At 39.8% G+C, this 26,854-nt stretch carries 19 protein-coding genes and 1 riboswitch; of the genes, 5 read left to right on the top strand and 14 right to left on the bottom strand.

All coding sequences use genetic code 11. From position 1 onward, the window contains the following. Positions 1-387: 387 nt before the first annotated feature. Positions 388-1,776 carry an L-cystine transporter gene (locus tag H541_RS0107330; protein WP_022796674.1) on the bottom strand — a complete coding sequence of 463 codons (1,389 nt, stop codon included), beginning with the start codon at positions 1,774-1,776 and terminating at the stop codon, positions 388-390. 182 nt (positions 1,777-1,958) lie between these two features. Continuing rightward, the gene (locus H541_RS0107325) at positions 1,959-3,023 is read right to left on the bottom strand and encodes a hypothetical protein (RefSeq protein WP_022796673.1); all 1,065 of its coding nucleotides are present in this window, start codon (positions 3,021-3,023) and stop codon (positions 1,959-1,961) included. A gap of 76 nt (positions 3,024-3,099) precedes the next feature. Here H541_RS0107325 and H541_RS0107320 point away from each other — a divergent pair, with 76 nt between their 5' ends. The 3 genes from H541_RS0107320 (at position 3,100) to H541_RS0107310 (ending at position 7,189) form a co-directional block, all read left to right on the top strand. Further along, positions 3,100-4,365 carry a hydroxymethylglutaryl-CoA reductase, degradative gene (locus H541_RS0107320; protein WP_022796672.1) on the top strand — a complete coding sequence of 422 codons (1,266 nt, stop codon included), beginning with the start codon at positions 3,100-3,102 and terminating at the stop codon, positions 4,363-4,365. A 106-nt stretch (positions 4,366-4,471) separates the two neighbouring features. Beyond that, a riboswitch (Lysine riboswitch) is annotated at positions 4,472-4,637 on the top strand. 186 nt (positions 4,638-4,823) lie between these two features. After that, positions 4,824-6,449 (top strand): ABC transporter permease subunit, encoded by a 1,626-nt coding sequence (locus tag H541_RS0107315; protein WP_022796671.1) that lies wholly within the window; start codon positions 4,824-4,826, stop codon positions 6,447-6,449. Continuing rightward, positions 6,449-7,189 carry an amino acid ABC transporter ATP-binding protein gene (locus H541_RS0107310; RefSeq protein WP_022796670.1) on the top strand — a complete coding sequence of 247 codons (741 nt, stop codon included), beginning with the start codon at positions 6,449-6,451 and terminating at the stop codon, positions 7,187-7,189. Before H541_RS0107315 ends, H541_RS0107310 begins: the two co-directional genes overlap by 1 nt. A 178-nt stretch (positions 7,190-7,367) precedes the next feature. On the opposite strand, the gene H541_RS11935 is transcribed toward H541_RS0107310, so the two are convergent. From H541_RS11935 to galE, 4 genes are all read right to left on the bottom strand, one after another. Then, positions 7,368-8,471 (bottom strand): DEAD/DEAH box helicase, encoded by a 1,104-nt coding sequence (locus H541_RS11935; protein WP_022796669.1) that lies wholly within the window; start codon positions 8,469-8,471, stop codon positions 7,368-7,370. Continuing rightward, the gene (locus H541_RS0107300) at positions 8,472-9,470 is read right to left on the bottom strand and encodes a Gfo/Idh/MocA family protein (RefSeq protein ID WP_022796668.1); all 999 of its coding nucleotides are present in this window, start codon (positions 9,468-9,470) and stop codon (positions 8,472-8,474) included. An 81-nt stretch (positions 9,471-9,551) separates the two neighbouring features. Further along, on the bottom strand, positions 9,552-10,337 hold the full coding sequence (map, locus tag H541_RS0107295) for a type I methionyl aminopeptidase (protein ID WP_022796667.1): 786 nt from the start codon (positions 10,335-10,337) through the stop codon (positions 9,552-9,554). A 114-nt stretch (positions 10,338-10,451) separates the two neighbouring features. Beyond that, positions 10,452-11,486, bottom strand: coding sequence for a UDP-glucose 4-epimerase GalE (gene galE, locus H541_RS0107290; RefSeq protein WP_022796666.1), 1,035 nt, complete (start codon positions 11,484-11,486; stop codon positions 10,452-10,454). Positions 11,487-11,889: 403 nt separating this feature from the next. Between galE and H541_RS11930 the strand changes: the two genes are divergently transcribed. Beyond that, positions 11,890-12,933, top strand: coding sequence for a peptidylprolyl isomerase (locus H541_RS11930; protein WP_022796665.1), 1,044 nt, complete (start codon positions 11,890-11,892; stop codon positions 12,931-12,933). Positions 12,934-13,143: 210 nt separating this feature from the next. Here H541_RS11930 and H541_RS0107280 read toward each other — a convergent pair whose 3' ends face one another. The 8 genes from H541_RS0107280 to H541_RS0107245 form a co-directional block, all read right to left on the bottom strand. After that, positions 13,144-13,659, bottom strand: coding sequence for a type 1 glutamine amidotransferase domain-containing protein (locus H541_RS0107280; RefSeq protein ID WP_022796664.1), 516 nt, complete (start codon positions 13,657-13,659; stop codon positions 13,144-13,146). 393 nt (positions 13,660-14,052) lie between these two features. Beyond that, positions 14,053-14,997, bottom strand: coding sequence for a 3'-5' exoribonuclease YhaM family protein (locus H541_RS0107275; protein WP_022796663.1), 945 nt, complete (start codon positions 14,995-14,997; stop codon positions 14,053-14,055). Beyond that, positions 14,994-17,858, bottom strand: coding sequence for an ATP-binding protein (locus H541_RS0107270; RefSeq protein WP_022796662.1), 2,865 nt, complete (start codon positions 17,856-17,858; stop codon positions 14,994-14,996). Before H541_RS0107270 ends, H541_RS0107275 begins: the two co-directional genes overlap by 4 nt. Next, positions 17,842-19,065, bottom strand: a complete 1,224-nt coding sequence (locus H541_RS11925) for a metallophosphoesterase family protein (RefSeq protein ID WP_022796661.1) — start codon at positions 19,063-19,065, stop codon at positions 17,842-17,844. Before H541_RS11925 ends, H541_RS0107270 begins: the two co-directional genes overlap by 17 nt. 258 nt (positions 19,066-19,323) lie before the next feature. Beyond that, complete coding sequence (locus tag H541_RS0107260) at positions 19,324-19,707, bottom strand: YlbF/YmcA family competence regulator (protein ID WP_022796660.1); 384 nt, start codon at positions 19,705-19,707, stop codon at positions 19,324-19,326. A gap of 112 nt (positions 19,708-19,819) precedes the next feature. Continuing rightward, the gene (locus H541_RS11920) at positions 19,820-21,880 is read right to left on the bottom strand and encodes a transglycosylase domain-containing protein (RefSeq protein WP_022796659.1); all 2,061 of its coding nucleotides are present in this window, start codon (positions 21,878-21,880) and stop codon (positions 19,820-19,822) included. 254 nt (positions 21,881-22,134) lie between these two features. Beyond that, positions 22,135-23,826: an arginine--tRNA ligase gene (gene argS / locus H541_RS0107250; protein WP_022796658.1), complete on the bottom strand. Its 1,692-nt coding sequence runs from the start codon at positions 23,824-23,826 to the stop codon at positions 22,135-22,137. Between the two features lie 73 nt (positions 23,827-23,899). After that, the gene (locus H541_RS0107245) at positions 23,900-25,249 is read right to left on the bottom strand and encodes a Sapep family Mn(2+)-dependent dipeptidase (protein ID WP_022796657.1); all 1,350 of its coding nucleotides are present in this window, start codon (positions 25,247-25,249) and stop codon (positions 23,900-23,902) included. Between the two features lie 150 nt (positions 25,250-25,399). On the opposite strand from H541_RS0107245, the gene H541_RS0107240 reads away from it, so the two are divergent. Further along, positions 25,400-26,104: a Crp/Fnr family transcriptional regulator gene (locus H541_RS0107240; protein ID WP_022796656.1), complete on the top strand. Its 705-nt coding sequence runs from the start codon at positions 25,400-25,402 to the stop codon at positions 26,102-26,104. Positions 26,105-26,854 lie beyond the last annotated feature (750 nt).

Below are 26,854 nucleotides of genomic sequence, written 5' to 3'. Positions count from 1 at the left end.
ATCGCTAGACAGACCTCCCCAGGTAAGGTGCGATAACCTTCCACTCATGTCACTGCCTCATTTACTAAATGGGATTCGTGCAGTATTGGACTTTGCTTTGTGTTGCAAGCTCGTCCGTCCCAATCCAGCCTCCATATGAGATTTCTGTTCGTCAGTGCGAGTATTTGCTTTCAGCTTCCTTCAGATTCCACCTCACGGTGGACACCCTTGCCTTCAGCTAACAGTTCCTACTGCCAAGCCTGTAGTGGACTTTCACCACCAAGTTATCGCCCATGCTGGGCGCACAACCTAAAAAGATCGAGCGTCGTACTAACCCGCTCGATCTTTCCTTGTTTCTCTTTTAAATTTTCAGACTGCACCTGTAATCAATTAGATCAATCAGGTATATCAATCAGAGCTAACAACTGCATTTTCGTCGTTAAAGAGTTGATCGTTGAAATCACCAATTTGCTTACTCGTAATAACCCCTGCTAACATGCTATCATTTACGTTTAGCGCTGTTCTTGCCATATCAATCAGTGGTTCAACTGAAATGACTAAGCCAACGATTGCAACGGGGAGGTTCAAAGCACTCAATACGATTAACGAAGCAAAGGTTGCTCCTCCACCAACACCAGCAACACCAAAGCTTGAAATCACAACAACTGCAATAACGAGCAAGATATAAGCAAGATCAATGGTTTGTCCCGTAGTTGGAGCTACCATGATTGCTAGCATCGCAGGATAGACCCCAGCACAGCCATTTTGTCCGATTGATAAGCCAAAACTAGCGGCAAAGTTAGCAGTCGCATCATCTACTCCTAATGCTTTCGTTTGCGTTTCTATATTCAAAGGTAAAGCTCCTGCACTTGACCGTGACGTGAAAGCAAAGCTAAGTACAGTGAAAGTCTTCTTGAGATATCTGATGGGGCTAACTTGAAATAGCATCAATATAATCATATGGATCAGGAATACTGTTATCAAGGCTACGTAAGAAGCTAAAACAAATGTTCCTAAATCTAAGATAGCATTAAAGTCACTCGTCGCAACTGTGGCAGTCATCAATGCTAAGATTCCGTATGGCGTTAATCTTAAGACTAGGGTCACAATGCGTAGGATGATGGATTGGAGGCTGTTAATAATTTTCGCAAAAAAGGCAGCGTCCTCTTCCTTTTTCCGCCGAAGCCCAAGATAAGCAACGCCAACAAAAGCTGCAAATATCACAACTGCAATTGTACTAGTAGCTCTATTTCCTGCCAAATCCGAAAAGATATTGTTTGGAATAAACGAAACAATCTGCTCAGGAATCGTTAAGTCTGCAATAGCCTCTTGCCGATTAGCAAGCTCGGCAATCCGAGCAGTTTCTGCTGCACCTTCCGTAAACGTCGTTCCTGCTAAACCAAATAACAGAACACTACCAATACCAATCGCCGCAGCAATAGCTGTCGTACCTAATAAGGTCGCCAAGACATTAAAAGCGATTTTCCCAAGTTTTTCGGAAACTTTTAACCGTGTAAATGCCCCAACGATTGAAATGAATACGAGTGGCATTACTAACATTTGAAGGAGTGACACATAACCATTTCCGACGATGCCCATCCAACTGGTTGCTTCAGCTAAGACATCACTGTCAGCGCTAAAGATTAATTGTAAGATCGCTCCGAACACGATCCCTACAGCTAGAGCTGAGAAGATTCTGGTTGAAAACTTATAATGTTTTTTTTGGAGCCAATAAAACCCGTATAATAGTGCGGCAAAGACAAGCAAAATAATAATGACAAAAGCTGTTGTACCCATGATCAACTTCCTCTCTTTAGTGTACCCTTGTATACCTATATTCATAGTGATTCTGATAGCACTAACTATTTAGAAACAACCTAGATGACACCTGACACAAGAGGTACTATGATCATCATAACAAAAGGGACTAAAAGCCACTAACATTTTGTTTGTGAATTTAACTGAACAAACTTTTTTCCTTAAAACAGAAGATTAATAATGACAATAATGACTGCAAAAACAGCCAAATGATAGTATCGAAAGTGATAAATCAAGGAAGATACAGCTTCAGCCCAATAGAAAAGACGCTTATGCCATTTCACATGAGGTAAGACAGCAAGAGAAAATTCGAGAGTCAAGTTGCGGTGACAACTCGTCATAGCCTCTACTAGCAGTTTAGTCGGAGTTGTGACCCATAAGCCTTGAGTGTCAAACAAGTGCTCATCAAGCGTCTTCTGCTTTAAAATACTCATCTCATCCGATTTGCCAGTTAAGGTGGCTACAACATGGATTAAACTCTCAGACACGCCTTCACTTTTTAGGAATGTCATGGCATCTGATAGGACATCAACAGATCCGAGAATAAAAATATCGGGCTTACCCTCGTCAACTCCTATCTCGTCTTCATCTATCTCGTCAGTAGCATAGAAATCCAATAGTAGATTTAATTTTTCCTCAACGAGTTGATAATGATCGCTTTGTCGCTCTTTCGGATATAATGATTCTAAATCAGTAGCTAAATAGGCTGATAGTTTTTTGGTGGGTAATGACCTAATGGCCAAATAAGACAGACCCCAACTCAATAACATGAAACTGCTATAAGCAATCATGGCGATCATGATTGCCATAAATAAGGTAACAGGTTCTCCTTCTCCCCTATTAATAGAAATGATTGTAAAGGAGAAGACAACAATAAAGGAAATTATCGCTAATAAAAACCGTATCAGCACCTTTAGTTGCTGCCAAGAAAACTGTTTGAACAAGACATTTGTTGTCACAAATTGCTTTATTTGTCGCCCGTCTCTTAGGCCATAATATGCTACAATATAGGCACTGAATAATAAGATCAAACCGGTTGCCACAGTTAAAGCAATCGTGATGATTTGATCTATGGGTTTCCCTAATAAAAGCATCGTATGCCAATAAACTAATAATAGGGTGAGCAACCCAAATACACCTACGCTCATTTGTCTTCTATCGATCAAAAATAATACAATTGTCACTAGAAAATCTAATAGTTCACTGGTCACTAAGAGTACTAACATAAATTCGCCTCCCGCTTGATGTATAAATTATACTAAGCGTTACCAAAAGGGTCAAATTAAATAAAGGAGTTCTGACATGACACCCAACCAAGCATTTTATCGTCTATCGCGAGAAGAAAGATTAGAACAATTGTTAGACCGTCATTTGCTAACGAAAGAACAGGCAGATTGCCTTTTAGCAGGAAAAACGTTGCCCTTATCTGCCGTGGATACAATGATTGAAAATGCGATTGGTATCTTTGGCTTACCATTCGGTCTCGCACAACATTTTACGATCAATGACCACTCTTTATGGATACCAATGGTCGTTGAAGAGCCATCAGTCATTGCAGCAGCAAGTAATGGTGCTAAAAGAGTAGCACGATCTGGTGGTTTTCATATATCGCATACCGAAAGAATCATGCTAGGTCATATTACATTTAATCAATTGAGTGATCCCGAAACTTTTAGTGAACAAGTCTCACAACATAAAGCCGACTTGCTCCAACTAGCAGCAAGTGCTCACCCTAGCATTGTATCAAGAGGCGGTGGTCCAATAGACCTCTTCGTCAAGCCATTTCCTAACTTTACCAGTGTTTATTTAACAGTCGATACAAAAGAAGCGATGGGTGCCAATATGATCAACACCATGTTAGAAGCCCTTAAAGAACCATTAGCAGAATTAGCTCATCAACAACCATTGATGGCCATTCTCTCAAACCTACCGACTGAATCAATTGCAACCGCTCAGTGTACCTTATTACCTGAAACCATCAAAACCAGTAAGATGTCAGGGACACTGGTGGCAGAGCGAATCGCTTTAGCCACTGACTATGCCAATGTCGACCCTTATCGAGCCGCCACTCATAATAAAGGTGTCATGAATGGCACCGATCCTGTCGTCATCGCAACCGGAAATGATTGGCGTGCAGTTGAAGCAGCTGTTCACAGCTATGCTAGCAGAGACGGTCACTATCAAAGCATCACTCAATGGGAAATGACCCCAGAAGGTAACTTAAAAGGCCAACTCACTGCCCCACTCCCTATTGGGTCAGTTGGTGGCACCAGTCGTGTCAATCCCCTAGCAAAACTATCGCTTGACCTCTTACAACAGCCAAGTGCCAAAGATCTTGCCGGAATAATGGCAGCTGTGGGCTTGGCTCAAAATCTATCTGCCTTACGAGCACTAGTGACCACCGGTATACAAGCCGGTCATATGGCTTTACAATACAAAAGCCTTGCTCATAGCGTTGGCGCTGTTGGTCAAGAAATTGACATCATCTCCCGACAATTAAAGAAAGAAAAGATTGCTAACCAGGTCGTTGCAAAGGCCTTGTTACTCCGCTTACGTGAAAAAAACTAGCACGAACTAGTGTAAACTAGTCAAAATTGTACAATATGTTGCGTCTTCATGTCGTTTCAAGTATCCTAGATAATGGATTAAATCACCAAAGAGAAAACTGCCAATATAAAAAGATAGAGGCGCATTGTTTATCAGTACTTAGTGTAGCGGTAGCTATGATCACTAGCGAAAGGAAACAGTGCCGAAAGTTCTAGAGCCACAAGCTTTACTACTTGGTACTAGATTTAAGAAGTCTAGTACTGTCACACAACGTGTGGTGCGCTATTCTTTAATAAACAGTCTGAATTGTTGTTAAAGAAGCAATCACCACATCATTTTTGATGTGGTTTTTTTATATATAGACCAAGCTTATATAACGTTTATATAAGACTAGACTTATGGGACAAATAAGTGGGGTGGTAGATTTGGTGATTTGTATCGCACAGCTGTCATAAAATAATCAAGAAAGAAGGAGCAACATGGGACAGAAAATCTTAAAGCGACTCGGAACCATCTTCTTATTTTCACTACTGATAAGTGGATTTATTCCCACTGTCGCAAACGCTGCAACACGTCAGTTCACTATCGATGAACTGAATGAAGGATTAGAAAAGGACGGAGTTTTGAGAGTTGGGATGGAGGCTAACTATGCCCCATTTAACTGGTCTCAAGCTACTGACGACAACGGTGCCGTTCCGATCGCAAATTCTTCAGGTGAATATGCAAACGGCTACGACGCACAAATCGCGAAGTATATTGCTGATACTCTAGGACTTAAACTAGAGATTGTTAAACTCGAATGGGATGGCCTACCACCCGCACTCGAATCTGGAAAAATCGATGCCATCATCGCTGGGATGTCCCCAAATCCGGAACGTCGACAACAGATCGATTTTTCAAACTACTATTATGCTTCCAATTTTGTGATTGTCGTTCAAAAAGACTCTAAATGGACCGATGCAACATCGATCAGTGACTTTAAAGGTGCTCGCATCACCGCACAATTGAATACACTGCACTATGATTTGATTGATCAAATCAATGGTGTCGATAAACAAACAGCAATGAAAGACTTCCCAACGATGATTACTTCTTTATCAAGTGGTAAGATTGATGGCTATATTTCTGAAGAACCCGGTGCAATGGCAGCAGTTGCTTCAAATCCTGACCTCACCTATGTCACCTTCGAAGAAGGAAAGGGTTTTGATTATAACCCAGATGACTCAGCAGTCTCTGTTGGATTGAGAAAAGGAAGTCCTCTGGTTGATCCAATCAACCAAGTCCTAGCAGGCTATAGTGATAACAAACGAAGCGACTTAATGTCGAAGATGGTCGCTCTCAATACCGCTGATACTGAAACAGGATTTTGGCAACAAGTTGGCCGTGTCTGGAAAACTTACGGATCCCAATTCATCAGAGGGGCTTGGATGACCTTATTGATTGCAATTGTCTCTACAATCATTGGTTTCATCATCGGGTTAATCATCGCTATTATCAGAACGATTGATGTGGCTAAACGCAAGAATCCGCTTGCTTATTGGACACAAAAAGTCGTCAGTTTCTTGCTGACAGTCTATATCGAAATATTTAGAGGCACTCCAATGATGGTACAAGCCATGCTAATTTTCTATGGGAGTAAATTATTCTTCAATATCGACATGACCTCCCTGACTGCTGCATTTCTGATTGTTTCAATCAATACAGGTGCCTATTTAGCAGAAGTCGTTCGTGGTGGTATTACTGGTGTTGACCCTGGACAAGAAGAAGCAGCTAAAGCTATTGGGATGACACATCTACAAACAATGATCAAAATCGTGTTACCTCAAGCTATACGATCAACCTTACCAGCTATTGGGAATGAGTTTGTCATCAACATCAAAGATACATCCGTGTTGAATGTTATCGCAGTAACAGAACTCTTCTTTGTTACCTCAAGCGCTGCCGGATCAACTTATCTGACGTTCCAATCATTCTTGATTGCTTCCATTATTTACTTCGTCTTGACCTTTGCGACAACTCGTTTACTGAAACTCGTCGAAAACAGAATGTCAGGTACAAAATCGTACGAATTATATGAAGACAAAGCAATAGGAGGTCACAACTAATGAGCGAACCAATTATTGAAGTCAGTCACTTACAAAAAAGTTTTGGAGACCATTTAGTCCTAAAAGATGTCGATTTCAAAGTCCTAGCCGGTGAAGTAGTCACCATCATTGGTGCTTCAGGATCAGGTAAATCAACACTACTAAGATGTATGAACCTCCTTGAAGAACCAACTGGTGGAGATATCCTTTATCATGGCGAATCGATTTTAGCTAAAAAATTCCATCGAACCAAGTATCGCACAAAAGTTGGCATGGTCTTCCAACAATTCAACCTCTTCAAACAAGAAACTGCTTTGGAGAATTGTATGATCGGACAAACTAGTGTTTTGAAACGGTCAAAAGAAGAAGCCAAAAAAATAGCCCTCACTAACCTGGAGAAAGTCGGCATGGCTCCTTATAGAGATGCCAGACCAGCCCAACTCTCAGGAGGTCAACAACAACGGGTTGCTATCGCAAGAGCCTTATCGATGGATCCCGAAATCATCCTCTTTGACGAACCAACCAGTGCACTAGATCCAGAAATGGTTGGGGAAGTCCTTGAAGTGATGACTACACTTGCTAAAGAAGGATTGACGATGATCGTCGTTACTCATGAAATGAGCTTTGCAAGAGACGTTTCTACTAGAGTTTGCTTTATGGATAACGGCTCCATCCTAGAACAAGGAACACCAAAAGAAGTCATTGAAAATCCAAAAGAATCCCGCACAAAAGCCTTCCTTGCAAGATATACAAATGGCTAAAAGAAATTGCTTAGTGAACATCGCCAAAAAGGTATCAATCGTTTGATTGATACCTTTTTGTTTAACTCACTATTCCATTGGAATTCAATTCTATCTTTAATTCAATCTGTTATTCCTTTAATTTTCTTATCACTTAAAAACTCTTATCATTAGCAATAAACTGTATCAATCAACTCAACTATACAACAAACAATTGATTATTCTTGATCACTGCTTCTCTTGTCTCAGGTGCCCATTTACGATAATCTTCCCATAGAATTGGGTCATCTGGATCAATCAGCGTGATGACAAGGCCTTCTCTCCCCATTCGTCCAGTACGACCTGACCGATGTTGAAATTGTTCTACTTCACGAGGAAGGTCATAATGAACCACTGTATCCAATTCTGGAATATCCAGTCCACGAGCTGCCAATCCAGTTGCTACTAAATAAACGAATTCCCCATTTTTAAAAACTTTCAAAACTTTCTTTCGTTCTTCTTTTGGTTGGTCACTATGAAGAAGACCGACTTTCAAATGGTTAAACCTTAATTTTTCAACTACCAGATTTGCTTCATTACGACTGTTGATGAACACCAAGGCTCTAGCATCTTCTACATTAGCCAATCTTCGCAAGGTTTCTGTTCGTTCTCTTTTTTTTACTGGAATATAAATATGCGTCACTGGAACTTTGACTTCATCCAATAGATCAAACACGATAGGATTAGCATTGAAGTAATGGTGGAAATCCAATAGTGCATCACTAGCTGTTGCTGATACAGCTATCACTTGGCGATCACTCATCGCCCGTCCCACTAATTCTCGAGTCTGTGTCATCAGTTGGTCTGACAACAGTTGGTCTGCCTCGTCTAAAACGATTGTTTTAACTTGGTGCCACTTGATTTTCTTTTGATCGGTCAATTCTTTCAAACGATGTGGTGTCCCAATAATTATCTCTGGTTTTTTCTTCAACCGGTCGATTTGTCGTTTGATATTCCCACTACCTGGTAATGCGCCGACTGTTACGTTAAACGGTTTGCTATAGTCTCTTACAACTGCACCCAATTGCATCACTAGTTCATTTGTTGGGGCAATAACCACCAGTTGGCAGAGATGATTACTTGCCACTTTAGGGAGCAAAGGCAATACATAAGCCAATGTCTTTCCTGTCCCTGTTGGTGATATAGCAACAACGTCAGAACCTTCACTAACTGGTTTATAGAGTTTCTCTTGAACTGGAGTCAGTGTACTAATCCCATGTTCAGTTAATAATTGATTTAAAACTTTATCTGCTATAACGCTCAATTAAACATCCTCATTTTGCAATTTATCAGCTGGGAAAAAGATGTGTGCTGATTGTCGCATTTTTTCAATCACATTAATGACCATTGCCGAATGATTCAACTGATCATGGTAGTCCTCTTCACTTACTTCCCCAGCGACAAGAGCTTTAAAGCGTGCTACTTCATCATTCATTGCTTGTTTTGCTGGTTCTACTGCAACAGTCTCATCTTTATCGCCATCACTTAATACGATCTTAGAAATAGCAGTCAGTTCTGGGAGTCTAATTGTTTTTTGACCACTATAAATCTCAGATTCCAAGTATAAATTCATATCTTTACTACATAAAATCGTCACATTGAAGTCATCATAACGTAGGACTCCAGTCCCACTTAGATCAACTCCTGTTTGGCTCATCTTGGGAACATACATTGCCTCATTAGGCGCACCGAACCAAGCAATGGCTGCATGAATAACATAAACACCCAAGTCCATGATCGCCCCACCAGAAAATGCTGGGTTGAAAATATTAGGATTCTCCCCTGCTAAATAAGCTGGCATTTTAGAGGAATATTTTCCATAAGACAAAGTCGCTCCATCGATCTTATCAAAGGAAAGAACCAATTCGGTGACTTTTTGAAAATTTGGTTCATATAGATGCCTAGCTGCTTCCATCAGATAAACCTCATGATCAAAAGCAGTCTGAACAAGATCCTGCCATTCTTTTAGCGTTGATGTTACAGGTTTTTCTAAAAAGACATTCACATCATGTTCTAAAGCTTGTTTGGCTTGTTCATAATGTAAAGAATTAGGCGAAGCTATATAAACAGCTTCTAACTCTTCATCAGAAAAGAATGCTTCTAAATCGTCGAAAAACTTTTTAGCGCCATATTGATTTCCAAATTGCTCGGCCTTTTCAAGTCGCCGGCTATAGACACTATGTAAGTCAATGCCACCAACTAGTTGACAGGCTTCTAAAAATTGAGTCGTGATTGTGCTAGTCCCTATTATTCCTAGTTTCATCTGAACTGCCTCCTTATAACTTGCTGTTAGTGACTGGTACTTTTGATTAGTTGTTTACCATTATTACAGTTTTCTTTCGAATCAGTAGTTAAAATCAGCTAGAGATTTCGGTTCGCCTGGTTGTAATGTTAAAATTCTTGGACCTTCATCAGTGATTGCAAAAGTATGCTCAAATTGACAACTTAACCCACCATCTTCTGTCCGCCCAGTCCAACCGTTACTATCAACCTTAGCTTTCCACGTTCCAGTATTAACCATTGGTTCAACTGTGATGACCATTCCTTTTCTGAGACGAACGCCTTGTCCAGCTTCTCCGTAATGAGGGACGGAAGGTGCTTCGTGGATTGTTGGTCCAATGCCATGTCCGATGAATTCACGAACGACCGAGAAACCTTCTCCTTCAACATATGTTTGAATAGCATGGCCGATGTCGCCGATACGATTACCAACTGTTGCTTGAGCAATCCCTACATAGAGTGCCTTTTTAGTCACATCATACAAACGCTTTACTTCGTCGCTACCTTGCCCCACAATATAACTCCAACAAGAATCTGATAGCGCCCCGTCAAGATCCACACAGAAATCCACTTTGATTAAGTCGCCATTTTTTAAGATAACTTTTTTAGAAGGAAAGCCATGACAAATTTCATCATTAACACTTGTACATGTAGCGTACTTGTACCCTTCATAACCGATTTGAGGTGCAGATCCACCTGCTGCTTCTATTTTATTTTGCACAAACTTATCAATATCATGTGTTGAAACACCAGCCTTAACAAAATCTCTCAAGGCTACATGAATACTAGCTAATAAAGCTCCAGATTTGTCCATTGCATCGATTTCACGATTTGATTTTAATGTAATCATTTATAACTATATCCTCTTTCTATATCTATCTTTTACATCTGTTTCAACTATTTCTAGCAATACTTTTATAACAATAACCCTGTTATAGGAGGGTATTGATTGTAGTCAATACTATTAATTTGAGCTACCATCACTACTGTCTTCATAGCCATTTGGATTCTTTTGTTGCCAATTCCAAGAGTCTCTGACCATATCTTCAAGTGATAACTCAGCTTCCCAGCCTAGTTCTTCTTTTGCTTTTGTCACATCAGCGTAGCACGTTGCGATGTCTCCAGGACGTCTGTCAACAATTTCATAAGGAATCTTGACGCCGTTTACGGCTTCAAAAGTATGAACGAGATCTAGGACGCTAACCCCTTTACCTGTTCCAAGATTATAAGTTTTGCTACCTTTTTCAGCCATATTTTTCTCAAGAGCTTGTACATGGCCATTAGCCAGGTCGACAACATGGATATAGTCTCTGACGCCTGTCCCATCGGGGGTATCGTAGTCGTCTCCAAAGACCGATAGATGATCACGTTTCTTGATGGCAACTTGCGTAATATAAGGCATTAAGTTATTAGGAATACCTGAAGGAAGTTCACCAATATCGCCTGATTTGTCAGCACCTATTGGATTGAAGTAGCGTAAGTTAGTAACCGTCCATTCTGGATCACTAGCGGCCACATCGTTGATCATCCGTTCAATCACAACTTTGGTATAGCCATAAGGATTAGTCGCACTAGTTGGCATTTCTTCTTTAAATGGTACAGGATTTGTCATCCCATAAACCGTTGCAGAAGAGGAGAACACGATGTTCTTAACGTTAGCTTTCGCCATAACTTCTAATAGATTGATCGTTCCTGTAATATTGTTGTTATAGTATTTCAAAGGTTTCTCCACAGACTCACCAACTGCCTTGAAGCCTGCAAAATGGATGACTGCATCGATCTCATGCTCAGCAAAAACTTTTTCTAAGAAAGGAACATCTAAAATGTCTCCCTCTACATACGGCACCTTCTTTTCTGAGAGATGCTCTAAACGTTTCAATACCTGAGGATAACTATTTGAAAAATTGTCTAACACTAAAACATCGATATCATTAGCTAGTAACGCTAATACTGTGTGACTCCCAATATATCCTGCCCCACCGGTCACTAAAACTCTCATGCTGACACTCCTCTATCTCTAATATTTTGATTCCATTCTTCAGTTTGTTTTAACGTTTTAAACCAAACTTACCTAGATTGATTATACCAAAAAAAACTCTCAAAAATTACCCATACGCCCCATTATATCACTACTACTTAACGAATGATGCTGATCTTTCAAATACTGTCCAGAAAACATCCTTTCCTACTCAAACTTATACAACATTTTAGGCGTGAAAATAGCCGTTCTAACCTCACAATAACATCTCAATAGCATCACATAATAACGTCTCAACATAACTTCACAAAATATTCACAGAGATTAATAATAGCTTACAGTTTGCTTGTATCATATGAATCTCACTGAAAATATGCTATATTAAGACACGTGAACAAAAAGAAAATTAGGATGTGACTTATAAATGAAGAAAAGATGGTTTGCAGGTCTACTGACATTATCTGCCATCACGTTAGTCGGTTGCTCAAGTGGCGACAAGGCGGAAAGCGATAAAGCAGTGGCAACAACCTCGGAAGGAAATATAACAGAATCACAGTTATATGACCAAATGAAAGAAACTGCAGGAACAACTGCCTTACAACAATTGATCTTGACGACAGTCCTAGAAGGTCAAGTTAAAGATAAAGATAACTTGAAAGAAAAAGCAAAAGCAGATGTTGCGGGTCAAATTGAACAATACGGTGGCGAAGATAGCTTCAATAGCCTCTTGGCTCAATCTGGTTATGCTAATAAAGATGCCTATGAAAAATCAGTCTATCTCAACAATTTAGTTTCTGAAGTCGTTGAATCAAAAGTCGATTTATCCGACAAAGCGGTTGAAGCTTACTATAAAGATTGGCAACCAGATATCACCGTTGACCATATCTTAGTCGATGATGAAGACACTGCAAAAGATATCATCAAACAATTAGATGATGGTGCCGATTTTGCTGAACTAGCTTCTAAGTATTCAACAGATACAGCCACTAAGGATAATGGTGGCGAAATGGGACCATTTGGTAAGGGTGAAATGGATGCTGGTTTTGAAGAAGCTGCTTATGGACTTGAAAAAGTTGGCGATATCACACCAGAACCAGTTCAATCGTCGTACGGTTACCACGTCATTAAACTCGTTGATAAACCTGAAAAAGGCGCTCTTGACGATGTCCGTGACGAACTAGAAAAAGATATGAAGAACGAAAAATTGAATGATACAGCCTTTGTACAAGATACAATTGCTCAGTTAGTTAAGGATTCTGATGTGAAGATTAAAGACTCTGATCTTGAATCTGTCTTAGACAACTTTAAGACATCTGAAGAACAACAAGAAGACTCAGATACTAATTCTGGTGATGCAACAACAGATGATGCAAACACAAATTCTGATGATTCAGATAGTAATAAAAACACTGATAGTGATTCAAACTCTGACAGTGACACAAACTCTGATGAAAATAGTGATAAGTAAGAATAACCAACCTAGTTGAAACTCAATTATATTTGGCTAACTATTTATGACATTAGCCAATTGCTAGGTTAAACATTAGAAAATCGTCGTAAAAATAGACCCGAGGTTAAAACCTCGAGTCTATTTTTTTCATCTTGGATGAAATAGTCTCATTCATTACATGAACCAGTTTTGCTCAATTAACGCGATATGTTTTAAACACGATATGTCTTATTTTAAAGCCTCAACAATGGCTTGGTCGAATACTGGTAAGTCTTCGGGAGTACGACTTGAGATCAATCCACTATCATCGATCACTAACTCGCTATCTTCCCACAATGCTCCAGCATTTTTAAGATCAATTGCAACTTGTGATACCGATGTGATCTTCTTTCCTTTTAGAACCTCTGCATTGATCAATAGTTGTGGTCCATGGCAAATCGTAAATATCGGTAATTCTTCCTTAGAGAAGTAACGAACAAAATCCAAAATACGCTCGTCTTTTCTCAGTTTGTCTGGTGAATAACCACCTGGAATCAATAACGCATCAAAGTCAGTCGGATCCACCTCATCGATACCCTTATCGATTTTTACAGGTGTACCTTCCTTCTTCCCTTTGACAGTCTTGCCACCCTCTACATCAATAGTTGTTATCTCATGCCCTGCTTCTTCTAACGCTTTTACGGGTTCTGTAAATTCGGAATCTTCGAATAAGTCTGTTACTAATACGGCAACTTTTTTACTCATTAATACTTCCTCCTTGTTTTGTGTCCAATGACCTTACAAACCCATTGTCACATGAATAAGAACATAGCTCAAATAATCTGCCCCAAAAAGGAGGTTGTGCATGACGCGGTTTGCTTTGAGCCATAAGGCGAGCGAGCTGAAAATTTTTAATTTTCAAGCTTGATGGACTTATGGATGAAAAAGCTGCGTCAGGTACACCGTTTAAAAAGAGGTTGTAGGTCAAGCGTTTAACTTTGAGTAATAAAGAAGACCATTTGAAAATAAGAACTGAATTTTCAAAATGGTCTGAGTTATTACCGAAAAAGTTGCTTGAGGTACACCGTTTAAAAGAGCTTGTACATGACGCGTTTAGCTTTGAGCCATAAGGCGTTCTAAATATTTAGCTAGAAACTTCTATTTTTCTAGCAATGGTTTGTAGAAACTCCGGCCGTCTAATCCAAAAATTCGTTCTCCAAATTGACCTGCTGGGGTTTTGGCGAGGGATGTTGTAATCATATTGATACTAGCATCTATCATATCTAGTTCATGTAAAATCTCGGCTTCTAGTAGGTGTGGTCTAACAGGTGAACCATATTCTAATAACCCATGATGACTCAAAATCATGTGTTTTAAGAGCACAACTGCTTCGGTGTCTTCTGAAATTTGAAGGGCTAAACACGCTCGCGTTATTTCTTCATCAATAATCACAATATGACCCAACAAATTGCCTTTTACCGTATATTCTGTCCCAATGGCTCCCGTTAACTCAATCGTTTTCCCAATATCATGTAGTAGGGCTCCACCAAATAATAATGATGGGTCAACGTCTGGATAGAGTTCGGCTACTTTATCTGCTAAACGTAAAATTGAGATGGTGTGGAAGCCTAAACCACCTGCAAAGGCATGATGATGTTTTTTCGCTGCTGGATAGGAGAAAAAGGTATCTGCATGTTCAGTTAGAATATGGCGAACGATGCGATTAATCGGTGCATTTGAGATCTTGAACAAATAACTTTGGATGGCACTCTTCATGTCATCTGTCGTCATTGGTGCGCTCTCCATGTAGAGAGCTGGTTTTTGTTCTTCTTCCTTAACAACTACCAATCGATTGATGCGGACTTGTGGTTGGCCTTTGTATACCTCACGCTTACCACTTAAGTGGACGACACGTCCCGCTTGGAAATGGGCAATATCCTCGTCAGTGGCTCCCCAGTACTTCCCATCCATAGCCCCGCTTTTATCTTGGAACGTAAAGGCAATAAAAGGTTTGCCATTTTTCGCAGTCCTGACATCTGCTTGCTTAACAAGCACATTCAGATCCATGTCCTCATCTAGTTGATACTCATATAACTTCGTCATTCTATTCCATCTGCCTCCAATTCATAAATCGTTAGGTCATCTTGGTTTAGCTTGTATATTAATGGGTCAAAAGTGAACAGTAAACATTGCGTTTCTTTAGCGATTGATGCTAGCAATTGATAAGCAATCAATCTTCTATTTGGGTCAAAATGAACCATAGCATCATCAATCAATATCGGTAATTGTATCATATTTTTGGTTTGCACCACAAAAGCCAAACGCACGGCTAGGTAAAGTTGTTCCAGTGTCCCAGTTGATAGATCGACTAACTTGATAGGTTGATCATCTTTCCTTTTACAGGTGATGTTATTGCCAGAAAACGTAATCTTAGTATATCGTCCTGCCGTTAACTGTTTGAAATACTCGCCAGCTCTTTCAATGACATAATCCAATGAACCAGCTAAGGTATCTTCCAGTGTGTGGTTCAACCATGCTGCTATAAGCTTATCTTTAGACCAAGAAATCATCTCATGTAACACGTCTTGTTTTTGCTTTGTAAAGGCTGCTAGTTCCTTCTCGTAAGTTTCTTCGCTCATCAGTCGGCTCAGGTGGGCTTTAACCGTAGCCAGGTCTTGACCCACAGTCTCAAGTTCTAGGCTTTCTGTTGCTTCTTCCGCCTTCAATACTTCGACTGTTTCAGTCATTCCTTGCAAGTCCTTCGTTTTTTCTAACAGCTTATAACTCTCGCCTAGAGTCTTTCGTAATTGATCCCTCACTTCTAGACGAGTCACACGATAGGCTTCTTTTTCGGTTACCTCAAGCAACTCTTCGTAGTTTGTCACTTCTGCTTGTGCCAACCATTGCTCTAGTTGCTCTTCTAATGTATGTAGCTGAGCCTTTAAAGAATACACCTTTTCTTGCGCATTTTTCGCCTTGAGTGCTTTTTCAGCTGTCACTTCAACGAGTCGCTCTCCTTGCAATAACCACTGCTCTAACTGGTTGATGAGACTTGTAAGACCAGAATCATTTTCTGCTAACAAGACTGCCTTTTTGATTGCAATCCCTTTGTTAGTAAAATCTGCCAGTCGCTCTTGATGGTCTTCTAGTTTTTCTTCAATAACAGCCAATTGTTCTGATAAAACTGAAGCTTGCTTAAAGCCAAGGGTGTCATAAACAACATGCCAATCATTAGTCAAGGTATGAAATCGGCTTTCTTTCACCCACGTTTCCCTTTCAGTAACTAATGCCGCTAATGCTTCCCGGACTCGTTCTAACTCAGTCGTGATCTCTTCAAGCCTTTTCTTGTTATATGACACTTGACTTGATAATTCTGATTGTTCTTTTTCTAATGGCGATGGGGTTGCAGATGTCCCATCAGTGACAGGCACATCGCTCTTTGAGTCAGGCGACTGACTAGAACCTTGTGCGCTGACGTATATAGCCACTCCAGCAACAATCGTCCCGATTAGTGCTACTATCGTCATTAGGTCAGTTGGACCATTTAAGAAGGCTAGTATCGCGGTCAAGAGCAAACCAGCCATGACCACTATCCCCAAGTTAGCGCCAGACTTCTGATTGCTATTGCCTCTACCACTCTTACCACTCAGTTTCTCGCCTTGCGAAGAAGCTGCTTGATCAGCGACCTTCTTAGTAGCCTCATCCGTCATTGTTGCCATTTTTTGTTGCAACTCTTCTTCTTGTTTATCTAGTAGTAGACGTCCAGCAATAAAACTATCTTTTTTACTCGCTAAATTTTTCACTTCGTTTCGAAGTTCCCGCTCTTGGTCGTAGTCCGCTTTTAGACTAGTCTGCTCCGCCGGTGTCAACGGTTGTGGCACACTATCTACTTCATCTAGCTGGTACTTGCCACTATATCGTTCTAACTCTTTTAAAATTGTTACTTTTTCTTTTTTGAGATGTTCTACTGTTACTAGGCTCTCTCTAACAGCGTCTTTATCATGGAGGAATGTCTCAACATCTGAATGATGGGCTTCAAAGGTCTTGAGACTAGCTTGCTCTTTCTCAGATAAGCAATTAGTGTCATACTCTTTTTGATAATCCGCTAACCGAGAGCTGATGAGCTCATAATCGTTCCGATATTGTGCAATCTTCGCCATATCTTCTTCCTCAAAAGGATGTGGAAGCTCTTTGATCTCTTGTTCTATTTTCTTGAGCGATTGATAGGCCGCTACCTTATCCAATAGGGTTTGGAGCGACCGTAGTTTAGCTTGCTTGGTCATGACAGTTTCTCTTAGCTTGTCACGCTTTTCTTCAAACTTTTTCTCAGACTTCTTCAACTCGAAATAGTCTAACTGATCTGCTTTCGCTTGATCCAATCTCTCTTTAGCATCATTCAATTGTAGCAACATATTGCTTAGCGGACGCTTCTTAGAGCGGGCGGAATAATTTGCTTTTGCTTCCTTTTCAGCGTTTTCGGCTATTTGAAGTAGCTTCTCGCTACCACTCTCACCAAGACTGACAAAGAAACGGTTCAAATCCTTGGCAGCTACTAACGTAGCATTATGCAACTGCTCCTGGTTAAACCCAAAAATCTGTTGATAATCTTCCCGACTCATGCCCTTTAAAAAATCAGTTAATAACCGCTCGGGTAAGGGATTCCCCAACTGATCACTTATCTTGAGTTCAGAAGGTCCCGACGTCTTGACTCGTTCGACCCATACATCCGGTACAGTCGGAAAATCGATCAATAATCGGCCGCCAATTTTTTCGTTTTTCTTTTCTTGATAGGTAGCTTTTTTGGACCTTCCATCTAAGAAGTCAAAAAGGATTCCCTCGATAAATGCTTGTAAGGTCGTTTTCCCTGCCTCATTATTTCCAAAGAATATCGAGAAGGAGTCTGTTAAATCAAAGGTTTGCTCCTGCCATTTGCCAAAATGGTAGATTTCAATTTTCTTGATCATCACTAACCCCCTCATAATACAACTGCTCATCCATCTCTTGTTCTGCTAAGGTCCAACTACTCTTTAGAAACTCTTGATCATCCATCAAGTCAGGAAACAAACTGGAAACAATGTCATTTTGCCAAAGTTCTTTCAATATTTCTTCTGTTTTAACGGGCTGTTGAAGCTTGTTTTTTTGAGTGGATAAGTGTTCTAACAGACTCGTCGATAATAAAACTTTATCTGGTTTTTGAACAATTAGCCAGTCAAGATGGGCTAGATGCACGTCATCAATCAAAGCCGATAAATAAACCGGAGAGCGATAGCGTTCAATCAGTTGGCGCGGAAAATGAGCGGATACCTCAAGCGTTAAATCGATAATAATTGGCTGACTTTTTAGCGCTTCAAGGCCTTCATTTAATAACTCAACAAGTGTTTCCTTATCGCTAGCTTTCTTTAAATCCAAGCTGACTTTCTGCCAAATATAGGACTGCGTTGGAATGAAGGAATAGGTAATCTTTTCCCCTAACTCAACATAATAACACCCTTTTTCACCACTATCATTTCGGTGCCTACCTTGAATATTGCCAACATAAATAATCGGTGGATTTGTCGATAAAACTTCTCTCTTATGGATATGTCCCAGTGCCCAATAGTCATATTTCAATTGCATCATTTCCTGGAGGTTGAAAGGCGCATAATGTGCATGTTCGGAATTTAGTTGGTCAAAGAAGCCATGATACATTCCTATGTGGTAAGTCGTCGCTTGATTTCGTTCAGGAAAAAGCCCCACCATTGGGTTCTTTTGCCAGCGTGTTGCGTAACTAAATCCGGAGATGGCCACTGATTCATGCTGGTCATTATGGTAGATCATTGTCTCTACTTCAGGACCAAAAACATGGACATTGTCAGGCCAATCAATTAATGAGATGTCAGGTTGAAAATCATGATTGCCATAACTAAGATAAACCAGAATGCCATGTTCTCTCAAACGTTCAAACTGTTGGGAGACCCAAACAATCGTTTTGACCGATTGCACCTCACTATCATATAAATCTCCCGCAATCACGACAAAATCGACTTTCTTTTCAATAGCCGTATCGATAATACGGACAAAAGAATCATTCGTCGCCGTTTGCATCATCTGAGACAACTCCGGACTCGTCTGTTGCAAACTGGCATACGGACTCCCTAAATGACAATCGGCCGTATGAATAAAAGTAATCATATAATCCCCCTTTTTAACTTGTTTTGAATCTCTCTCATTAAATGACTCCACTTATGTTGTTATTGCTCTCTATGTCAGCTCTCTATGTCAGCTATCTCTTATTTCTCACTCTCATATTATACCTAAAAACAAACCCATTCATGATTAAATCACCCATTTATGATAATTTGATACAATTAATAGACTGAAATACACAAAAAGGAGTGGATTTATCCACTCCTTCAATACCTCGTCATCACATCTAACCAAAAATAACAATTAACCTTCGTGATGATGTGGTTCTTCAGCTGTTGGTTCGCCTTTTCCATAAACTTCTTGGATTGGTTTTGTGATCACACGGTTAATGTCTTCTAACACAACGCTCAATTCTTGTTCACTCGCCATCAAGGCTTTAATCAAGTCATGTTCTCCAGCTAATTTAGCTGTTTCTTGAGCATTCTTGATATCTTCTTCGCTGATTTCTTGCCCACCCATTTGTTTGGTTTGTAATTCGACTTGAACATTACGGAATTTGTCAAACAATGCTTTCGCATCTTGATCTGCTTGAATCGCTGTAAATGCTTGTTCAAGTGATTTGTAAGCATCTAAGTCTCTCAAGTCTTTTTCTAATTGGTTGGCTGTATCATAGATATTGTTTGCCATATAGTGTTGGACACTCCTCTAATAAATAGTTTGTTACTTTTATAATTAACTTCCTTAGTCGATTATACCTAATAAACATCCTAACCTCAACCAAACCGGGTTAGTTGTCTGATTAGTTAAACCATTCCATAATTTTATCTTTTGCTTTCTTACCATAATCATACAATTTATCCCCGAAATCTTTAACCGTATCATTGATTCCATCTGGTAAACTAAATGATCCATCATCACCATTATCGCTTGGCTCAACGCCAAATGCGGTCAAGGAGGTGGTCGGTAATACGCTGGCCATTTCTGTTCTAAAGAGTGGCGCGATGCCATTCTCACTCGTTCCTTCTAAATGATGTTGTTCATTTGTTTCATCAAAGCCTAACCAGGTCGTTACCACGATATCTGGGGTATAAGCGATCATCCATTGGTCCTTTGAGCCTTCACCATGGACAGTTTCTGTTGTTCCTGTTTTACCTGCCATTTGATAACCCGATTGAGCATTGGCCCCTGTCCCGCTATTTGTATAGACGTTAAGGAGCATGCTAGTCATTTCCTCAGCTACTTTTGGAGTGGTAACTTTATAAGTTGTTGGGCGTCGGTTAGACACAACGACATTACCATTTGCATCAACGATTTGTTGAATCAAATAGCCTTCACTTCTGATTCCTTGGTTTGCAAAGGTCGTATAGGCACTGGCCATCATCATAGGAGATACCCCTTTGGTCATCCCACCTAAGGCAATTCCAAGATAACGATCATCATCCGTTATTGGGATACCAAATTGTTTCAGTTTGTCTAATCCCTTGTCGATTCCGATTTTATCGAGTAGCCAAACGGCTGGCGCATTCCAACTCATCGCTAGTGCTTCACTCATGGTTACTTCACCTTGATATTGGTAGTTCCAGTTCTCTGGGGTGTAGTTATCTGAGCCATAAGACGTTTTTTCATCTTGTAACATAGAGTCCGCATCATAGCCGTTTTCAAGAGCAGCCGTATAAACAGACAATGGTTTTAGAGTTGAACCTGGCTGTACTCGCATTTGAGTAGCTCGGTTGAATCCTCTAAAGACGTGCTCATCTCCCTCATCTCGTCCGCCCATCAAGGCAAGGACGCCACCTGTGGTTGGATCCATGGCTACAGAAGCGCTTTGAACCCTTGTCCCGTCACTGGCATCTGGAAACAAATAACTATTGGAATAGGTTTGTGTCATTTGTTGTTGAGTTACTTGATCCATGGTTGTATAAATACGGTAGCCTCTCTCCATAATGGCTTCTTCAGATAAGCCATATTTTGCAATAGCTTCATCAATCACCGCATCGAAATAATAGGGATATGTATAGTCACTATCAGGAACATAGGTATTTTCAAGTGCTAACTCAGTTCCCTTAGCAGCTTGTGCATCATCGGATGAAATGACACCATTAGTTGCCATTACATCTAGCACAACATTTCTTCTGGCAATCGCATTGTCGTAATGGTCGATTGGATTATAGATGGATGGTCCCTTGAGCATGCCGGTTAAAGTCGCTGCTTCACTCAAGGATAAATCAATTGCTGACTTGCCGAAATAGCGTTTGCTAGCATCCTCTACCCCATAGACACCATTGCCAAAATAGGCATGATTTAAATACATCTCAAGAATTTCGTCCTTAGAGTATTGTCTCTCAATCTCTAGCGCTAAAAACAATTCTTTCGCTTTACGAATCAATGTCTGATCCAACGTCAAATAGGCATTCTTTGCCAACTGTTGCGTTAGCGTACTTCCCCCACCAGTTATCTTACCGAAATGTGTCACATAGCCAACCGCTGCACGAGCAATACCCATGGGGTCCACACCTTTATGTTGGTAAAAACGTTTGTCTTCAGTTGCAATCAAAGACTGTTGCATGACTGGTGCAATTTGGTCTAATGATACAAAAGTTCCCTTTGCACGACTAACACTGCCAGCCTCTTGACCATCGCGGTCATAAAAAATCGTTTCGGTGGCAAGTCCAGCTTTTAAGGTAGACACATCACTCGTTTTGGCTAAGTACACCAAATAAATACTTGCAATTAACGTCACTTGAAGACCGATAAAAATCAGTAACTTCCACACATGATAGCGACTCCAGTACTTGGCACTAAAACGCCAAGCTGTGACGATGCCATCCCATATTTTGTTTTTAACGGCATTAAAGTCCATTGTCTACTCCTCTAAAAGTATTCTCCAATTTTTTCAAACTACTTCAATTCTTTTCCAACTACTCGTTAGTTTACCTGTGATATTTCCACTATACATCAGTCCAAGTACTGAAATGTAGCCTAAAAGCTTAAATTTACTGTAAAAAAGAAAGTAGATTGTCTAAACTCTACTTTCTTAGTAAATGCCATGTTAGTTCTTCTAAATAGCTTCTGCGAACTCTATGTTTGGAAAAATGCTATAAATTGATCTAACCTTTACATCTCATTCGGTGCTTTAACACCTAGTAATTTTAGGCCATCTTTTAAAACACTAGCTGTATGTTGAACAAGTTGTAAACGGGCATATAGAGCGTCATCTTCTTCGAGAATACGACTGTTAGCATAATACTTATTGAAAGCTTGTGCTAAGGCAATCGTATATTTTGCAATGACTGAAGGCTCAAATTTTTCAGATGCCAACTTAACTGTTTCAGGATATTTTTCTAACAAGCGAACCACTGCCCAACTGTAGTCATCATCCAAAACGATATCTTTACGACCAACTGTCAGTTTTTCAGCTTTTCTCAAGATACTCTTTGCTCTAGCATGGGTATATTGCACATATGGACCAGTTTCACCTTCAAATTGAACGACCTCTGCTAATGAGAAGTCAAAGTTATTTAGGCGATCATTCTTTAAATCATGGAATACAACTGCACCGATTCCCACAGCACTTGCTACTTCTTCTTTATTGGCTAAATCCGGATTTTTGGCTTCGATTTGGTCTTTTGCTAAAGACACTGCCTCACCTAATACCTTTTCAAGTAAAACGACTTTTCCTTTACGAGTAGACAATTTCTTACCGTTTAGGGTAATTAAACCAAATGGAATATGGTGCATATCATCTGACCAGTCATAACCCATTTCCTTTAAGACAGCTTTTAATTGCCTAAAGTGATTTGCCTGTTCATTACCAACAACATATAAAGATTGGGCGAAATCATATGTTCTTTTCCGATAAATAGCTGCAGCCAAATCACGAGTGATATACAGTGTTGCACCATCACTTTTCCGGATTAGCGCTGGATTCAAACCATACTTTTCTAAATCTACAATATCAGCCCCACGATTATTGGTCAGTAGACCCTTTTCTTCTAACAAATCTACAACTTCGGACATCTTATCATTATAAAAAGCTTCGCCATGATAAGAGTCAAATTCAATTCCTAGTAAGTGATAGATACGATTAAACTCTTTTAATGATTCATTTTTGAACCATTCCCATAAATCATGAGCTTCTTGATTTCCATCTTCTAACTCTTTGAACCAATGACGACCTTCTTCGTCTAATTCTTCATTAGTTTCAGCTTCTTCATGGAATTTGACATAAAGCCTTAATAACTCGCTAATAGGATCGGCCTTGACTGCTTCTTCAGAACCCCATTTTTTATAGGCCACAATCAGTTTTCCAAATTGTGTGCCCCAGTCTCCCAGGTGATTGATTTTTACAGGGGCATAGCCTGTTTTGGCCATCAAATTCGCGATGGCATTTCCAATCACTGTCGAGCGTAAATGTCCCATTGACATCGGTTTAGCAATATTGGGTGATGACATATCGATTGGGACATGACGGCCGTCCCCGATTTGCCAATCACCATAAGCGTTGCCTTGTTCAAGCATCTCTGAAAAGACTAATTCTGCAAAAATATCACGGTTCAAGGAAAAGTTGACATACGGCCCAATTGCAGTAACCGCATCAATTGATGGATCTTTGATTTTTGAAACTAAATCTTCTGCTATTTTTTGAGGGGCTTGTCTAAATTGCTTAGCAAGGACAAAACATGGGAAAGCCACATCACCATGATCAGAATTCTTTGGAATCTCTAATAGGCCTGCTATTTCATCTGTCGTTAATGTTTCCTCTAATGCTTGATATAACTGATCTATGATTACTTTACGGTACTCCACTCTAATATCTCCTTACTTATATCCTTATTTTTATGTTTGTTGTTCTCCCAACAACTTAATTCCAATTTGCTATTTAATCGATTCCTTCAACTGTAGTTAACCGATATAACGCTTCTGTATAAATATCAAGTGCTAGGTTTATATTTGAAAGTGACATGTGTTCATCAATTTGATGTTCTGAACTCGGTAAATCTGGTAGCTTGGCACCATATGCAACACAATTAGGCATTGTTCTAGCAAAGGTTGCTCCCCCACTGGTGACTGGCTCGCTCATGTCCCCTGTATGATTTCGGTAAACATCTAATAGCTTTTGAATGAAGTCAGAATCCTTATCGATATAGATTGAATCAAGATAATCATATTCTTCCCCAACAAGCCCCGCTCGCTCTATACTATCATAGAGAGGTTTCACTAAGAAGTCTTTTGTTAATTTAACGGGCATTCGTAAATCAAGATGGGCTTCACTGTAAGACTCGTTTATAATTACCTTCGCCACATTAAGTGTCAGATTCCCGGTAACATCATCCTTCATTTGCCCTTTGAAAATTGCTGCTGCTAACGGATCATGCCCAATATTTTCTACTAAATAGTGTACTAATGGATGGTCGTAAACCTTATCAATGCCAGCCAGAAGATTCATGACCGCATTATCCCCTTTATCTGCCTTAGCACTATGGACCGACTTTCCATATACTGTAATCTCATTTCCCGATTTATCTGCAGTAATGCCTTGCGATAGTAAAGCTTGATACACCTCTTCTGCCTGAGTTAGAGAGCTAGTAACTTCTCCAGGCACAACATTAAAAGCGCCACCACAATCAAGTGCTAATTGGTCAGATCCAGGACCTTTAATGATGACATTTAGCAGTTTCTTTTCTGCATAAGTCAAAGGGAATGAGGAATCGGGGACAATACCCATTGTGGCTGGTTCTTCTATTTCAACATAACGTTTCATATCACGCCATAGGCTTTCTTCATCGGTTCCAAAAACAAAGCGAACACGTTTCGTAAAGGTATAGCCTTGATCGATTAGGGTCTTTAAGGCATAGAGTGCAATACAGCTAGGCCCTTTATCATCTGCAGTACCTCGACCATATATATTCCCATCTCTAATAACCGCTTTAAACGGTGGGGATGTCCATTTTTTCTCGTCATCCGCCGGAACAACATCCAGATGGCATAACACAACAAAAAGATCTTCCCCTCGACCATATTCAGCAAATCCATAATAGCCCATATGATCCTTGTAAGTCTTCATTCCTATTTCTTCACAAAAAGCCAAAATATATGTGAGCGCATCATCAATTGCCTTCCCAAATGGGGCATTATCTAGAGCTTCTTGATTTACAGATGGAAATTTGACTAGATTAGCAATCAGCTCTATGCAATCCGACCTTGTTTCTTCTGAAATAATTGGTTTCATTGTACTCCTCCTTGTGTCTTATATTGTATCGGGTTTTATTGACAATAAGTTGTTTAATCCTGCCTCAATTATTATAGTTATTTTTGGTATAATTGAGGCATAAAAAGATATCTCTTATAACTAACTATTAACGTTTGGAGAGGAACCACTATGACAAGACTTTTGCGATCGACAACAGCAATCTCCTCATTCTTGGATGATCCCTTACTAAATCACCTATCCCCACTAGAAAAAGAGAAACTTAGAGAGCACTCCTATTATCGAACTTACGCCAAAGGACAAATTCTATTTGATAACGGAGACGCTCGCGATCGTATCTATTTTCTATGCTCCGGTTTAATTAGAATAGAAAGTGATGACCAACAAGCAGAGTTTACTTATATTGATTACATCAGTGGTCGACAATTTTTTCCTTACGGTGGCCTATTTAAGGATAAGTCTTACCGTTATGGTGCAGAGGCTTTAACACCAATCGAAGTGATTTATATCCCAACTACTTTTTTTGAATCATTTGTAAAAGATAATCAGAACTTTTTAATTGATATGTATATTCATCTTTCCGATGTTCTCTACTACCACGAATTACGGGTGAGACATACAACAACCTCTAGCGCAACTGACCGTGTGATGCAGTCTTTGGCCATTTGGTGTAGAGATCTTGGTGTGACTCAAGACCAGGATAAAAGGGGTATTGACTATCCGTTAACTATTATTGAGTTGGCACGAATGAGTGGTACAACACGTGAAACGGCTAGCCGAGTTGTTGCCCAGTTAAAAAAAGAGGGCAAATTATCATATCGTCAAAAATTATTTACATTTGAGGATATTCCTTATTTTGAAAAGTTTCTCGACTAATTTTAAAAATAAAAAGCGCCTCTACAGCGAATACAACATCACTGTAGAGGCGCTAAAACATTCAGTCTTTGCACGGTACCACTCTACTTTAGGATATATTCACCAGTTTAGTCTCCTACGTCAAACTACCCTATCTTAGTTGAAATACACCATGACGTGGGTTCATTATCTTGCAGAATAAAGCGTGTGTACTAAACATAAAATGACTTTAAATACCCTCTCTCTTTTTAACGAAGTTTTTCTCCGTCATAGCAACATTGCTATAATGAGCAAGAAGTGCGGTTCTAAATGTTACAACTCCGGCTTTCACCATCCCAGATCGCTTCTACATTGTAAGTATATGTACTCTCTTCTATCTATCTCAAACCATTATTTAATTTTTTTCATATCGGCTTCAATATAGGCATATCCTACCAATTTTCACAAAAAAAGTAAAGATAAACTAGAAGACCTCTAGCCCTCATCTCTAGGGTTGTCAAACATATGTTACCTGAACTGATAATAGTGGTGCTTGATGTCTTGTCCACCAAAACGAATTTTTTGAGTTTGTTGTCAAGGAGGAAAGTGAAACGATCCTTGACAACAAACGATAAAAATATAAAATCAGTGGACACATCAAGCAGCTTCGTTATACTTATTTTCGTAATACTTTTCAACCATTTGATTTGGGCTTAAGAATCCCAATACTTTTCGTGCAATATTATTGTGTCGACTCATATATCGCCGATGTTGCTTTAACATATCCTCTAC

This window comes from Bavariicoccus seileri WCC 4188 (assembly GCF_000421665.1).
In the GTDB taxonomy this organism is placed as follows: domain Bacteria; phylum Bacillota; class Bacilli; order Lactobacillales; family Aerococcaceae; genus Bavariicoccus; species Bavariicoccus seileri.
The sequence above is the reverse complement of the archived record's forward strand: the minus strand, read 5'-3'. Positions and strand labels throughout refer to the sequence as shown.